This window comes from Paenibacillus tundrae (genome assembly GCF_036884255.1).
In the GTDB taxonomy this organism is placed as follows: Bacteria; Bacillota; Bacilli; order Paenibacillales; family Paenibacillaceae; genus Paenibacillus.
Genome location: NZ_CP145605.1, coordinates 1,057,123 through 1,072,538 on the forward strand (window position 1 = coordinate 1,057,123; position 15,416 = coordinate 1,072,538).

Genomic DNA, 15,416 nt, shown 5'->3' on the forward strand with positions numbered 1-15,416 from the left:
TCATGGATGAAAGAGTGAGAATATGTTTCCCCTTTTTACGAAGACAAGCGGAAAGATTTATGGAATCGTGGGATTATTTGTTTTGCTGATGTTAGCCTGTGTGTCCAGTATGATCTTTGGACGTACAGCGATTACGTTGCAGGATGCGGTGGATGCACTCCAGCACTATGATGAAGAATCCATCGCGCATATCGTGCTGTTAACAGAACGTCTGCCACGCACGGTCATTGCTGCGGTTGTAGGGGCAAGTTTGGCTGTAGCAGGAGCGCTTATGCAAGCGTTGACTCGTAACCCACTCGCTTCTCCGAGTGTGTTCGGAATCAACGCTGGAGCCATTTTCTTCATTGTGATTGCCATCGTTGTTCTGTCCGTTTCATCCTTAAATACAATGATGTGGTTTGGTTTTGCAGGTGCAGCAATTGCTGCTGCTATCGTATATGGGCTGGGGTCGCTTGGGCGAGACGGTCTAACACCAATCAAAATTGTACTGGCAGGCACTGCCATTACAGCACTGTTTTCTTCCTTCACTCAAGCGGTGCTTATATTGGATGGAACGGGTCTTCAGGATGTGTTGTTCTGGCTGGCCGGTTCAGTAAGTGGACGAACGCTGGACATGTTATATCCTGTTCTTCCTTATATGACGGTTGCAGCAATTGTAGCGCTCTTCATGGGAAGGGCGGTCAATCTACTGTTGACGGGTGATGATATTGCTAAAGGCATGGGACAGAATGTGCTGTTAGTTAAGCTGCTCATGGGTGTGGTTACCGTATTGCTTGCTGGTGGTTCTGTTGCCGTTGCTGGCTCGGTCGGTCTGGTTGGTCTCGTTGTTCCACATATCATGCGTGCCCTGGTGGGCAATGATTATCGCTGGCTGGTACCCTATTCCATACTTGGGGGAGCCATCTTATTGCTATCCGCTGATGTTGTCGCAAGACTGGTCATCATGCCGCAGGAAATTCCGCTAGGTGTCATGACAGCAATCATCGGCGGCCCCTTCTTCGTATACATAGCCCGTAAGGGGGGGACGAAAATATGAGAAAGATGTTAACCTTTCGCACGAAAAAAGATGCCATTTCACTGCAAATGGAACGGAAATCATTAATAGTCATTATTGTATTGTTTATGCTATCTCTAGTTGCAGCGATCGTTGGCACAAGTATAGGCAGTGATTATATTTCTCCACTCCATGTGCTGCAAACGATCTTTAAGTTAGGTACGGGTGACTATGATTTTGTGGTGCTCACCTTAAGGTTACCCCGTGTGTTATTGTCTCTTCTCGTCGGTGCAGCACTGGGAATGTCTGGTGCAATCCTACAGGGGATCATTCGTAATCCGCTCGCTTCACCGGATGTCATTGGGATCACAGGTGGCGCAGCTGTTGCCGCTGTTGGTTTCGTATCCATTCTGGGTGGAACGATCAGTATTAAGTTACTTCCGCTGTTTGCCATTATAGGAGCGCTAATTACAGCGTTAGTGATCTATGTGCTGGCATGGAAAAAAGGAGTAACTCCTATCCGTCTCGTACTGATCGGGATTGGAATCTCGGCAATTATGGGCGCAGGGACGACCTTTATGCTGATTCTGAGCCCATTCTATACGGCTGGACAGGCCTATATCTGGCTGACAGGCAGCATCTATGGAGCATCATGGCTTGATATCCAAACGATTCTACCGGTGATTTTCATTGTTGTACCTCTCGCGATTTGGTTTGCCAGAAGTCTAAATGCACAGGAGTTCGGTGATGATGTGGCAACTGGGCTCGGTGTAACCGTGCAATGGCATCGCTCATTACTGCTTCTATGTAGTGTGCTACTCGCAGGCATCGCCGTCGCTGTTGCTGGAACCATCGGATTCGTGGGTCTAATTGCACCACATATTGCACGCAAGTTAGTAGGCAGGATGTTTGGAAGCTTGCTTCTAGTATCGGGTCTTGTTGGCGCATTGCTCGTACTAAGTGCCGATCTGATTGCACGTACGGCTTTCCTTCCCCTTGATGTGCCAGCAGGTGTATTTACGGCGGGGATCGGTGCACCATTTTTCCTATATTTATTGTTTAAGAATCGAAACCAGTTTTGAGGAGGAGAGAAGCGTGAGCATTCTGGAAGCAAAGAACCTTACAATCTCTTATGGAGCAGATCCGATCATAGATAATCTGAATCTAACGATTCCAAAAGGACAGATTACGGTTCTCATTGGTAGTAATGGCTGTGGCAAATCAACATTGCTCCGCACGATGGCCCGATTGTTAAAATCCAGCTCAGGCTCCGTGCTGCTAGATGGTGATGAGATTGCCAAGCTCCCTACCAAAGAGATTTCAAGACGCATGTCAATCCTGCCACAAGGCTCCTCCGCACCGGAAGGTCTTACAGTCAATCAATTAGTCAGACAGGGGAGATATCCGCATCAGAGCTGGCTGAAGCAATGGTCTCGCGAAGATGAACGCATGGTTAAGCTAGCACTTGAATCAACACATCTAACGGAGCTAGCGGATCGACCGGTCGATGCATTGTCTGGTGGTCAGCGCCAGCGTGCCTGGATTGCGATGACACTGGCTCAAGGCACGGAGACGTTGCTGCTGGATGAGCCGACGACGTATCTGGATATGACCCATCAGATTGAAATACTGGACTTATTATTTGAATTAAATGAGCAAGAAGGCCGTACCATTGTGATGGTGCTACATGATATCAATTTGGCTTGCCGATATGCACATCACATCGTAGCCGTTCATAACAAATCCATTTATGCAGAAGGAAAACCGGAGCAGATCGTTACGCAGGACATGATTCGTACTGTGTTTCAGATGGAATGTGAGATTGCTGTTGATCCGTTGTTTGGGACGCCGACCTGTATCCCACATGGAAGGGGAAGAAAGTTAGACGGCGAGAAGCGTTACACCCAACTGGCTTAAGGATGAAGAACTGCAAGTGTCGATATCCTGGTATCGTCTGACCTAGGAACCATTGACCCAATCAGGCATCCTCGATGCTATTGACCGACATGTCCCAAGATGAAATATAAGGCAGCTGCTTGATTTGTTTCTTTTAAACTGACAAACGTCTCTAGGTTTCATAGTGGGGCGTTTGTCTCTTTTCTCCCATTGACTATTACATATACCCTCCATATCTAGCCTCAACCGTATCTTAGACTAAGTAAATCAACTTTACCTAGCCATACTACAATCGTTATTTTAACCCACCCTACGATCGTATCTCAGCAATATCACAACTCAAACACCGAACCAATCACCGAATCAATCAACATAAAGACTTATGATCATCTGCGTATCAAACACCCATTCTAAATATACTTAAAATTCCTTTAAAGTTTCCAATTGACATAAATACTATATTTACCATAAAATAGATTTAGGTGATATTGATAATCATTATCAAAATGAACCAACTAAAAATCGGATGAAGCAGAGGCTAGAGTGCGTCTTCATTGGATCGGGGAGGATTTCCAGTGTTTCCGAAAGGGATTCAGAATCTGCAAAACCGACTCATTCTAAGCAAAGCCCTGGAGATGGGAATCGACTGCAAGCCACTCCTTGCAGGCTGTGAGGATTTTCTGGAACTCTCGTCCCAGGATAGAAGAATCATCATCAACAAGACGAGGTCTCATCATCTACCGCTAATTGCCGGACTACTGGCGAAGAACAAGCAGGTGTGTAACATGCTGTTAGAGCAGCAAGGAATGCCTGTACCTTCCTTTGTTGTCCTGAGTGAAATGGGAGATGAGGCTGTTCATTTTCTAGAAGTGAATCAGTCGATTGTCGTCAAACCTCTTGATGCAAGTGGCAGTGCTGGCGTCACACTTGATGTACGGACTGTTCAAGAGATGGAGACCGCGATTGATCGAGCGTTAGCCCATAGTACAAGCATTATGCTCCAGCGCTTTGTGCGAGGGATAGATTATAGGGTTCTAGTCATTAATGGGGCTATTGCCGCTGTCAATAAATATCGTCCTGTCTTCGTGGAGGGCGACGGTATCTCAACGATTAAGGAGTTAATCCAAAGGTTGAATCAGGAAAGACTTCAATTGACCCATATCGGAGAATATGAAGCATTCCCGGAGCTTGAAGAGGATTCCGCACAACTGCATCAAGCCTTGCGTGCACAGGGAGTTATTTCTGAGGATGTGCCTTCCTTAGGCAGACAGATTGAGCTGTACCTTCTACGTAATTCAGCCGCTGGGAATATCAGTGAGTTCTATATGGATTGTACGGAAGATATGCATGAGGCTAACGCTCTCATGGCGAGCCAAGCTGCGAACGCACTACAGATTGATGTAGCCGGGATCGATATCCGCTGCTCGGATATGCGGGTCCCTATTACGAAAGAGAATGGAGGCATTTTGGAGGTAAACGCACTTCCAGATATGACGCATCACGTCTTTCCTCATGGAGGCACTACGCGTGATGTTGTGCGCATGTACTTAGAGTATCTTGTTCAGCATGAACTGTAGTTCATCTCAAATCGATCATAAGGAGCGTAATATGCAATGTCAGTAGAAGTGCAGTCCGACTATCTGAAGCTTCAAAATGAAAAGGAATCGAATGCGCGCTCGTACCCTAGACACTTTCCACTTGTGATCAGTAAGGCTAAAGGGATTACGGTTACCGATACTGAAGGTCGTGACTACTACGATTGTCTTGCAGGTGCAGGAACGCTTGCCCTAGGGCATAACCATGAGACCGTTACGGATGCGATTCGTGGTGTGCTTGATCAACAGATTCCGTTACATACCTTGGATTTAGCAACACCATTGAAGCTTGCATTTATGCAAGAACTACTCTCCATTCTTCCGAATGAACTAAAGGATACGGCCAAAATTCAGTTCTGTGGGCCAACTGGAGCCGATGCGGTAGAAGCGGCAATTAAACTAGTCAAAAACGCGACAGGTGGCAAGTCCATCCTTGCCTTCCAAGGAAGCTACCATGGTTCAACCCAGGCGACTATGGCGATGAGTGGCAATCTGAGCAAAAAGCAACATCTACAGAGCCTTTTACCCGATGTGCATTTCCTGCCGTTTCCCTACGAATATCGCTGCCCATTTGGGATGGGGGAAGGTATGACCGCCAAGCTTAGTGCCCAATACATTGAGAATCTGCTGGATGATTGCGAGAGCGGTATTGCGTTGCCGTGTGGCATTATTCTGGAAACTGTGCAGGGTGAAGGCGGAGTAATTCCTGCGGATATCGAATGGCTGCGGCAATTGCGCCGTATTACGTCTGAGCGGGGCATTCCACTGATTATTGATGAAGTTCAGACAGGCATTGGCCGCACGGGGCGGATGTTTTCATTTGAACATGCTGGGATTGTACCGGATGTGATCATCTGCTCCAAAGCGGTAGGTGGCAGCTTACCCATGGCCGTTGTGATCTATAAAGAAGAACTGGATCAATGGCAACCCGGCGCGCATACGGGAACCTTCCGAGGTAACCAGCTAGGGATGGCCGCAGGTCTTGCGACCCTTCGCCACATGCAAGAGCAGAACATTCTTCAGAACGTGCAATTGCGCAGCGAGCAGTTCATGCATCGATTGGAGCAATTGAAAGGGCAGTATGCAGAGATTGGAGATGTTCGGGGCAGAGGACTGATGATTGGGGTAGAGATCGTTAATCCTGCTGGCTCGAAGGATCGGTTAGGACATTATCTACAGAATGGAGCGTTAGCTGCATCCATCCAGCATGAATGCTTCAACAATGGCTTAATCGTGGAAGTCGGTGGTCGTCATTCGGCTGTGATCCGGTTCCTGCCACCACTCAATATTACAGAGCAGGAGACGGCAGCGGTACTGGGGATTTTTGAGAAATCCGTGCAAGCAGCTATTGCTTTAACGACAGCTACGGCATGAAGTTATCGCTACTCAAGGGTCATGCCGTTCTGTGGGCTATTCTTACGGGCGCCTTTGCTCTCGTGCTGACGAATAGTGCGTTTAATCTGCTGTTACCCTACTTTGTCCAACACTATGATATTTCGACGACAGCAGGGGGATGGATCATTGTATTGTACATGCTTGCGATGACGCTGACGATGCCGATGGCCTCTCTGATCGTGGATCGTTTGGGTAGAAAGCAGACCTATATGTTAGGCATATGTTTATATGGCATATTCTCCATCATTGGTGCACTGTTCCATGCCTATTTCGAGGTCTTGTTGATCGTACGTTTCATGCATGGCGTGGCGGCAGGTTTGATGATTCCGTTATCCCTTGTCTTGTTATTTGACTATTACGGTACCGAAGTGCGAGGCAGGATCACAGGAGCGTGGGGAATGCTCCTAATGCTTGCTCCAACGGCTGGTCCGACCTTAGGTGGATTCATCGTTGAGTATGGCAGGCTGGAATATCTATTCTGGTTAAACGTTCCGTTCGCTGTATTCTCCTTAATCTTATGCGGCAGATACATCCAGATGTATCTGCCAGCCCGCCGCAAGCGGTGGCATCTATCTAGCATGATCTTGTTGATCGGAGGGATAGGCGCTCTTAGTCTGGGACTTCAACTATATGCTAGTCCTATTGTGGGTAGCGGAGTACCTTGGAGCCTTATGGCCGTAGGGATTGCACTGCTCATCCGTTTTATTCAAACGGAGAATCGACGGAAGGAACCATTAATTCGCTATCAGCTTTTACGCCGGAATAAGGTGTTTCCGTTAACTGTACTCATCTCCACCATTCAGGATTGCGTGATGTTTGGGGTGATATTTGCTTTACCGCTGTTATTCCAAGATGTCTTTCACATGTCACCAGCTCTATCCGGTGCGCTGTTCATTCCGCTGTCGATCTGCACAAGTCTGTTCATGTGGATTGGCGGCAGTCTGATGGATCGTGGTCGGTCGTTGCAATTTATCGCATGGGGCACCGCTCTTGTGGCGTTCTCGATTGTATCGTTTGCCTTCCTGCCGCTGAATACCCCGCTTATTATTCTGGTCTTGCTTATGGCCTGCCGAGGAATTGGAGTTGGACTGTCAGGCATGAGCATCTCGGCTCTAGGATTACAGGCGTTATCGGAAGAGGATATGCATGAGGGATCGGCATTGTCCACGACGATTGAACGTTTAGCTTCATCGTTTGCGATCATGGGATTGACGTTGTTCTACGATATGCGATGGCAATGGCTTGCTCAGACAGGGGCATCGGTAGAGATGGCCAAGTGGGGTGCGCTACGAGAAATATGTATCGTGCTGGGAAGTGCGATCCTGCTAACTCTGCCCCTTGTTTTACTTATAGAGGTTGTTCAAAAAGTCCGCTTTTGATTACGAAGGATGCACGAGCGGCATCTCAGCGTCGAAGATGGAATTCAGCCGAAATGTCTGTTGCTCACGTAGGTTTGCCTACGCTCCGCTACTCCATTTCTATCTTCATCCCATTTTCTTGGTACTGAAAACCGCCCTTTTTGAACATGCACTTAAAACACGAAAGAAGGTTGGCCTCATTGTTCGAGATGGAAAACAAGCTCCAGTCTGAGGCGAAGCAGCAGGCGAATATACACTCATCCAAGCTGCTTCTCAACACGTACATTCGTGAGCTTGCATACAAGAAGCAAGATGATATACAGATCAATGCGATGACGAAGACGTTCCAAGTGTCGTTTCGGGTAAGTGATGTCATCGTTACTGGACGTTTATCGTATTACTCCGCCATGGGTGAGCATGAGTACGATACCATACAAACTCTCAGTGGACAGATGGTGTATGTGCAGAATCTGGTTCGCTGGATTACCCGTGAGCTGAGTGCTGAGGGAAGTGAAGGGGTCATCTCGCAGAAACATAAACAGGAAGTAGAAGAAGGAGTTCATGACGATCTCGTCCGTGATTTTGCCGAAAAGGTAGACAATAGCCTCGCGAACTTGACGCTGTTCATTGAAAAGGCTGGCGCCTTCGAAATGCATGATTACTGTACATCGGAACAGTCTCTATTGTATGGACATCCATTCCACCCGTTTCCCAAAAACTCACGTGGGTTCACTGAACAGGATGTGCTCAGGTATAGCCCGGAGCTACGTAATGCCTTTCCGCTTTGTTACATTGCCGTGAGGAAGGATGTGTATCGAGAAGAATGGGTGGAAGACCATCATCAGATTGAATGGCATGAGAGTGTTCAAGAACAGTTGGCACAAGTCGTGGAAAATTCATCTGAGCAATATGGCGTACTGCCCGTTCACCCTTGGCAATATAAGCACATCTTGGGTATATCCAAGGTGCAATCTTACATCCGGGAACGAAAAATCGTACTGCTTGGCAGCTTTGGCCCACTCGCCTATCCAACATCCTCAGTACGCACCGTATATGTGCCTGATATGAACTGTAATATCAAGCTGTCGTTGCATATGCAAATTACGAACATGATTCGTACGAACAGTGCGGAGCAGATGCGGAGAACGCTGGATGCTTCACGTTATTTGGTACAGCATGATTGTTTTGATCAGGACGAGCATACACACATTGCATATGAAACGGGAGTAACGACGTGTCACTTCATAGATGAAGGGTTGACCAGTTTGTTTACCGTAGCTTATCGCCCGATTGAATTCGATCCTTCGTGTACGTTCGTTGTATCCAGCCTAGTAGAAGCACCATTGCCAGGAATGCCATCCCGGTTGATGCGGATGCTCGGCGGTGGACGGGTAGAGGCAGAGCAGTGGTTATCCCGTTACTTGCGAATATCTCTCTTACCATTGGTGCGTGCAGGTGGGGAGCGGGGCATTCATTTTGAAGCTCATTTACAAAATACACTGGTGACCCTGCAAGAGGGTTGGCCTGTTGCCTTTATTGTGCGTGATCTCGAAGGGGTTAGCGTCGATATCGAGCATGTGAGATCGGGTGAACGTGACCGTTCTGAGCTGCTTTTTTATCCACGGGAGAAGGCGTGGGCAAGGACATCTTACTATTTTATGGTTAATCATCTGGGTTCACTTATACATGCACTTGCTAGGGATGTGGGTGTGCAGGAAGAGCATTTCTGGGAGATGGTGCGTGAAGTGCTTGAAGAAGAACTGAAGCGTACCGGGAATGCCTATGTTCAGCATTTGCTCAAGGCAGATGCATTTATGGCGAAGCAGAATCTGGTGAGCTGTCTTCGAGGAATCAGTCAAACACCGGATTACGTGGCCGTTCAGAATGTAATGAACCGAATAGGAGTGAAGTAAGTGGGAGCCTTTCAAGTCGAGACTGAAATCAAGGACAAAACGGAAGTACACAAGGATGTGCAGGAACGCATTATGCGTCAGGCACTGGAGGCTTTATGGTTCGAGGATATTATTGAGTGTAGGAAGCAAGGCAGAGAGTGGGGAACTACCGGAATTGATGGACAAGGGAAACCTGTTCAATACATCTGTGAAGCACAGCAGAAGTACTCGTTCGGTAGAGTGAAGATAGTTAAAGGGTCGATCCAAAGAGAAGGCGTGCCTATGACCGATCTGAATCGATTTCTGGAAGAAATGGTGCTGAACAAACTTACAGGAGTTCATGTCGATTCCTTCATTCAAGAGTTGCTGGAGACATTGGCGAAGGATAGTCAGTGCCGAGCTGTATTGGCAGAGTCGATTCCGATCGCGGATCATCATTATGATGCACTCGAAAGTCATATGACCGACGGTCATCTCTATCATCCAAGCTATAAGTCGAGATTAGGATTCACGCTAAAAGACAACCTGGCCTATGGCCCCGAATTCAACATGGATGTGTCGCTCTATTGGCTCGCGGTGAAGCAGACGTTGGTGCAGATGGCTCTCTCCAAAGGTTGTACATCAGATGATCTTGTGGGACAACATTTGACGGAGGCGGATGTATATCGGTTTAACCGCATTCTGCAGGGAGAAGCTGGCCTAGAGCTTAGTGATGTGGATGTTGCTGAGGGTGGTATTGCTGACAGTACCAGCATTAGTAGCACTACCAATAGTAGTAGTGGCGACAGTGATAATATTAGTAGCAGTAGCAGTAGCAGTAGCAGTAGCAGTAGCAGTAGCAGTAGCAGTAGCAGTAGCAGTAGCAGTAGCAGTAGCAGTAGCAGTAGCAGTAGCAGTAGCAGTAGCGGTAGCAGTAGCGGTGTTAGTGTTAGTGGCAGTAACAGTAACAGTGATGGAGTTGGCGTTACCCACGTTGATGCTCATGGTAACCCTTATGTGTTCGTCCCGGTTCATCCTTGGCAATGGGAGCACCAATTGCAGTCGGTATTTGCTGTTCAATTATTGGAGAAGGATATTATTTTCCTCGGGGCATCATCTTCTTCATATCGCGCCCAGCAGTCGATCCGTTCTCTCTCCAATCGGGTTAATTCTAGTGCTCCTTATATCAAACTAGCACTTAGTATTACGAATACATCAAGTACTCGTATTTTGGCTCAGCATACCACCCAGAATGCACCGCTGATCAGCGATTGGTTGGAACAACTTATTCAGGAGGATGAGCTGTTGCAGCAGGAGCAGTTTGCCATACTGAAAGAGGTCATGGGATTGTCCTTCAGATATGAGCAACTATCTGTGATCCTATATCGCCGTGCGTACGGAACATTCGGTGCAATTTGGCGCGAGAATGTATCCACCCATCTGCAACCGGGGGAGACGGCGTGGCCATTAAATGCATTGATGCTGGTGCAACCAAACGGTGTTCCTTTCATTCAGGCTGCAATCGAACGTCATGGTATTGCAAAGTGGAGCGAAGCGCTTGTTCGCACGATTACACTGCCAATCATTCATTTGTTGTATGCTCATGGCATTGCACTAGAGTCACATGCCCAGAATATTATTTTGGTGCTGGAGAATGACCTGCCGAAACGGATTATTGTGAAGGATCTGCATGATGGGGTTCGTTATGTACCAGATAAACTGCTTCATCCAGAGCGTGCACCAGAGCTGCATCCTGTACCGGAGACTCACCGTAAGTTCAATCGGTATTCCTTCATCTATGCGGATGATGTATCCGAGGTTCGAGACTATACCTATGATGCATTCTTCTTCATCTGTATGACCGATATTGCTCTGGCACTGGAGTCCTTCGGATTATCCGAGGAAGATTTCTGGCAACTGAGTGCGGGTGTCATTGTGGACTATCAGCAGCAGCATCCGGAATATAGCGAGCGCTTTGCGTGGTTTGACCTATTTGGCGAGGATGCGTTAATCGAAGAGATGACAAAGCGGCGCCTCTACGGTGATGGGGAACTGTATTTCCGCAAAGTCAGCAATCCGTTGAAGCTGGCGAAGGAAACATTGGTATGAGAACAAATACGTTGAAGGAAAAAATATCGCGAGGGCGTCCTGTGTTCGGCTTGTTTGTATCGATTCCACATCCGGTCATCATCGAGATGATCGGACATGCAGAATATGATTTTGTCATCATTGATCTGGAGCATGCAACCACGAATATGGAATCGTTGGAAGAGATGATTCGGGCTGCTGATCTATGTGGCATGACACCGCTCGTACGCATCTCGAAGGTAGAGCGGGCAGAGATTTTGAAAGTGCTAGACTGCGGGGCACAAGGCATTGTGATTCCTCACGTGGAAGGACGGAAGCAGGTGGAAGAAGCGGTTCATCACACCTACTATCATCCACTGGGGATGCGCAGTCTGAATAGTGGACGTGCTGGTGTATTCGGTAAATATCCACTTACCGAGTACATTGGACAGGCGAATGAGCAGATCATGGTGATTCCGATGATTGAGAGTGTGCAGGGCATCCAGCAGAGCGATAACATTTTGTCTCATCCACAGGTCAGTTTTGTGTTGGAAGGAGCTGCAGATCTATCGCAATCTCTCGGTGTACCTTGGCAGACGGATCATGCAGATGTCCGGTCTGCACTGACGGTCTTACATGAACAAGCGCAGCAGTATAATGTCCCGTATGCAACCGTGACGAGAGGTATCAAGGATATGACGCTGTGGACAGAGCGAGGGGTACATATTTTTGTGTTAGGGGATGACCGGAATACGGCTTTTCGTGCATATGTACGGAAACGGAATGACTATGGGAGTGTAGGTGGCCAGATATGATATCCAAGGTAGAAACTGTGATTCGCCAGATCCAAGAGGGCAGTGAAGAGCCTGTATGTGCGTATCTCTACGACCTCGCAGGAATCCAAGAACAGGTGAGCCAGATGTTACAGCACATGCCGCAACATACCTCCTTGTTCTACGCGATCAAAGCGAACCCTGATCCACGAATCATTGAAGCGCTTCTGCCATGGGTTAAGGGATTTGAGGTTGCATCGATTGGCGAATTGCTCAAGGTAAGACGTATTAGTGCCCAGGTTCCTATTCTCTTTGGCGGACCCGGCAAAAAAGAAGCCGAGTTAGAACAAGCGCTGGAACATCAGGTCACCTTGTTGCATGTGGAAAGTTTGCTAGAGCTGCGAAGACTGATTGCTATCGCGAAGAGAAAAAAGAAGGTCGCCAGTATTCTGCTGCGAATCAATCTGAGGAGCAGCACACTGCCACGAACCAAGATTGTGATGGGCGGTGGGCCAAGCCCGTTTGGATTAGATGAGGAGTGGATTGAGCAAGCGATACAGATTATACGTGAGGAAGGTGCAGGAGCCGTACACCTGCGCGGGTTTCACTTTCACTCGTTATCCAACAATACCGATGCGAGATTACATGCCGAGATGATCGAATTGTATTTAAACAAAGTACAGGCATGGCGAGACGCTTACGGTATACAGGTTGAGGTGGTTAATGCAGGCGGTGGGTTCGGTGTGACGTATGACGGCAGTCCGGGGTTTGACTGGCCGTTATTCACTTCTCTGTTGAATCAGAGCGAGGCGAGAAAGCGGCTTGACGGCGTTCAGCTGTACTTCGAGCCAGGACGGATTCTCGTCGCAGATCATGGTTATTATGCAACAGAGGTTACGGATATCAAAGTTTCCCATGGAGAACAGTTTGCCGTGATTAGAGGGGGAACACACCATAATCGGCTGCCTGCCTCATGGGGGCATAATCATCCTTTTCACGTTATGGCTACAGAGCACTGGGCGCATTCATACGCAAGACCAGAAGTGAAGCATAATAAGGTGCATATTGTAGGCGAGCTGTGTACACCGAAAGACCGGATGCATTCGAATGCAGAGGTAGAGCTGCTCCACGTCGGGGATATCGTTGTTTTTGAGAAATCTGGAGCATATTGCTGGACGATCTCGCACCATGATTTTCTGGGGCATCCGCACCCGGCATTCCATTATTTGACGGAGGGAAACAACCATGTCAACAGTGATGAAGCTTTCCAGTCTGCAAGCCGCTGAGCACCAGATCATGGAGGATCTGATTAATGCATTTCTGGCAGAGGGGCTATTGCCGCTTTCCGGCAATACCTTGATTGAATTGTCTGCTGCTCCAGAGAAAATCCGCCGAATGATGGAACCGTATCAGATCGGGCAGCGGGCAGGTTGGCCGAAGGATCAAACGTTGGGTAGACAAGAACGCACATTGGAAAACCAGCGTACGTTTGCAGAAGAAGGGGCATTGGAAGGACAGCGGACGTTGGAAGAGAGAAGGCTGTTGAACGATGAACAGTCACTTCGAGAAGAGGGAAATAGGTCGTCTCATGCTGGATTACAGTGGGAAGATGCTAGAAGCATAAAGGCTGGCCAAGCTCCTAAGTTTCTAGTTCATCTGGAAGGGATCGTATTCATGGTTCAGTCTAGCATTAGGCAGGGCAAACAGTGGGTACAGGGCTCCCCGATATATACTCAAAACACTGAAGGTGAATGGATTATGCTCTCTACACCGTTAGCCGTTGGACATGCTGTACTGCGGCTCGCACTTTCGGACGAAGCTTATGCGCATCCAGGCGTAGCTGAATTTGTGGATAGCATCGAGACGGCAACTGAGCAGTTGGCCTTGGGGCTAGAACAAGTGGATCAGCTGCATAACGTGAAGCCTTCCAATGCCTACGAGTGGTTCATTAAGGGAGAACGAATTGCGGCATTACGGGATCGGCCTTTCCATCCAACATCCAAAGCAAAGATTGGTTTCACGGAAAAGGATGTTCGTCGTTATGCAGCAGAATTCGGAGAGAAGATACCTCTGCGCTGGGTTGCAGTGCGTAAGGATGTCGTGCAACAAGGATGTGAAGATAACAAGGCGATATCAACACTTGATATATTGGATGAACCCCAGCGAAAGATGGTGGAGGAGGCATTCCAGCGTAATGGAATTGATCTGAAAACATATATGCCTATGCCGGTTCATCCGTGGCAATTGGAGAACATCATTCTCCCGCGTTATGCAGCGGAGTTCAAGGATCGCACGATCCTTGTGCTTGATGTAGAAGCTGGTGAGGTTCAGGCGACATCTTCTCTTCGCTCGATGTCTTCTGTGACAGCATCAACTTATATGTTGAAGCTTCCTGTCAGCGTGTTGTCTCTTGGCGCGGCACGTTATCTTCCGGTCGTTAAGCTATTGAATGGTTTGGCTGGAGAACGGATGTTACGTCAGGCGGTCGCTTGTGATGATTCCCTTGCCGGGAAAGTGTTCTTATGCCAAGAACAGAACTGGTGGGGCTACATGCCCGAAACGATGGGGCTATTTGATGATCATCCTCGCCATCTTGCAGCTCAGATACGGATCTATCCGCCAGAGCTTCTGCAGGAAGGGGTGAAAGTCATCCCGATGGCTGCCCTTGGGGTGTCACTGGATGGTCGACATCTGCTATCCGAGCTATTAGGTGAGGAGCTATCGAAAGATGATGTGATTGCCTTTTACACCAAGCTGGCTGGGTTATTTTATGATGTGGTCATGCGGCTCTTCAAGGTAGGAGTTGTCCCTGAAATCCATGGACAGAACTGCTGTGTGGTCTTGCGTAATCAGCAGGTGAAGGGGCTGTTGTTCCGTGACCACGATTCCGTGCGATTGCATCAACCTTACCTGGACAAGCATGGTATCGCTGATCCGGCGTATTGGATTAGACCGGGATACTCTAATAGTCTGTATAATGAGACGATTGAGAAGCTTATCTTTTATGTGCAATCTTTAGGGACACAGGTCAATCTGGCTGCCATTATTGAGGCACTCGTTGCAGTCTATGATCTGCCTGAAGCAAAGTTATGGGACATTACGGAGCAGATGTGGAAGGAAGCGTTACACCGTGTGCAGCTTCCGGAGGCTGACCGGGCTGAGCTATTCCGCCTAATATTTCAGAGGCGGGAATGGCCCGCGAAGTTAGTTGTCCGTCCGCTGTTAGAAGCGGATGGGGTGCCTGGGGCAATGCCATCGGGCAAAGGCGCGGGGCATAATCCTTTTTACATTGGATGAAATAAGAGGATTGGGGTGATCTGGCTCTGCCGGGTTGCCTTTTTTGCGGTTATGCAGGTGTGTATAAATTGTTCGTTTTATATTCAATCCTATGCAGTCACTAGATGGATCAGATGGTATAATCGGGTAGAGTAGGTGGGCTTATGTGACGATGATCGAAAAGGTTATCG

Annotated in this window: 11 protein-coding genes; all 11 read left to right on the plus strand. The window is 48.1% G+C overall.

Translation table 11 applies throughout. From position 1 onward, the window contains the following. Nucleotides 1–22 precede the first annotated feature (22 nt). The 11 genes from V6W81_RS04610 to V6W81_RS04660 all read left to right on the plus strand — a co-directional run bounded on the left by V6W81_RS04610 (nt 23) and on the right by V6W81_RS04660 (nt 15,246). The gene (locus tag V6W81_RS04610; protein ID WP_338541788.1) at nt 23–1,036 is read left to right on the plus strand and encodes a FecCD family ABC transporter permease; all 1,014 of its coding nucleotides are present in this window, start codon (nt 23–25) and stop codon (nt 1,034–1,036) included. Then, nucleotides 1,033–2,076 carry a FecCD family ABC transporter permease gene (locus V6W81_RS04615; RefSeq protein WP_056695069.1) on the plus strand — a complete coding sequence of 348 codons (1,044 nt, stop codon included), beginning with the start codon at nt 1,033–1,035 and terminating at the stop codon, nt 2,074–2,076. The genes V6W81_RS04610 and V6W81_RS04615 overlap by 4 nt, the downstream gene beginning before the upstream one ends. A 13-nt stretch (nt 2,077–2,089) precedes the next feature. Then, nucleotides 2,090–2,911 (plus strand): ABC transporter ATP-binding protein, encoded by an 822-nt coding sequence (locus V6W81_RS04620; RefSeq protein WP_338541790.1) that lies wholly within the window; start codon nt 2,090–2,092, stop codon nt 2,909–2,911. Between the two features lie 554 nt (nt 2,912–3,465). Next, complete coding sequence (locus V6W81_RS04625) at nt 3,466–4,467, plus strand: ATP-grasp domain-containing protein (protein ID WP_338541791.1); 1,002 nt, start codon at nt 3,466–3,468, stop codon at nt 4,465–4,467. A 36-nt stretch (nt 4,468–4,503) separates the two neighbouring features. Beyond that, a complete protein-coding gene (locus tag V6W81_RS04630; RefSeq protein ID WP_338541792.1) occupies nt 4,504–5,859 on the plus strand; it encodes a diaminobutyrate--2-oxoglutarate transaminase in 1,356 nt (451 codons plus the stop codon). After that, nucleotides 5,856–7,259 (plus strand): MFS transporter, encoded by a 1,404-nt coding sequence (locus tag V6W81_RS04635; RefSeq protein ID WP_338541793.1) that lies wholly within the window; start codon nt 5,856–5,858, stop codon nt 7,257–7,259. Before V6W81_RS04630 ends, V6W81_RS04635 begins: the two co-directional genes overlap by 4 nt. Before the next feature lie 188 nt (nt 7,260–7,447). Then, a complete protein-coding gene (locus V6W81_RS04640; RefSeq protein WP_338543940.1) occupies nt 7,448–9,151 on the plus strand; it encodes an IucA/IucC family protein in 1,704 nt (567 codons plus the stop codon). After that, complete coding sequence (locus tag V6W81_RS04645; RefSeq protein ID WP_338541794.1) at nt 9,152–11,218, plus strand: IucA/IucC family protein; 2,067 nt, start codon at nt 9,152–9,154, stop codon at nt 11,216–11,218. Further along, nucleotides 11,215–11,991: an HpcH/HpaI aldolase family protein gene (locus V6W81_RS04650; RefSeq protein WP_338541796.1), complete on the plus strand. Its 777-nt coding sequence runs from the start codon at nt 11,215–11,217 to the stop codon at nt 11,989–11,991. The genes V6W81_RS04645 and V6W81_RS04650 overlap by 4 nt, the downstream gene beginning before the upstream one ends. Next, on the plus strand, nt 11,988–13,235 hold the full coding sequence (locus tag V6W81_RS04655; protein WP_338541797.1) for a type III PLP-dependent enzyme: 1,248 nt from the start codon (nt 11,988–11,990) through the stop codon (nt 13,233–13,235). The genes V6W81_RS04650 and V6W81_RS04655 overlap by 4 nt, the downstream gene beginning before the upstream one ends. Next, on the plus strand, nt 13,195–15,246 hold the full coding sequence (locus V6W81_RS04660; RefSeq protein ID WP_338541798.1) for an IucA/IucC family protein: 2,052 nt from the start codon (nt 13,195–13,197) through the stop codon (nt 15,244–15,246). Before V6W81_RS04655 ends, V6W81_RS04660 begins: the two co-directional genes overlap by 41 nt. Nucleotides 15,247–15,416: the final 170 nt, after the last annotated feature.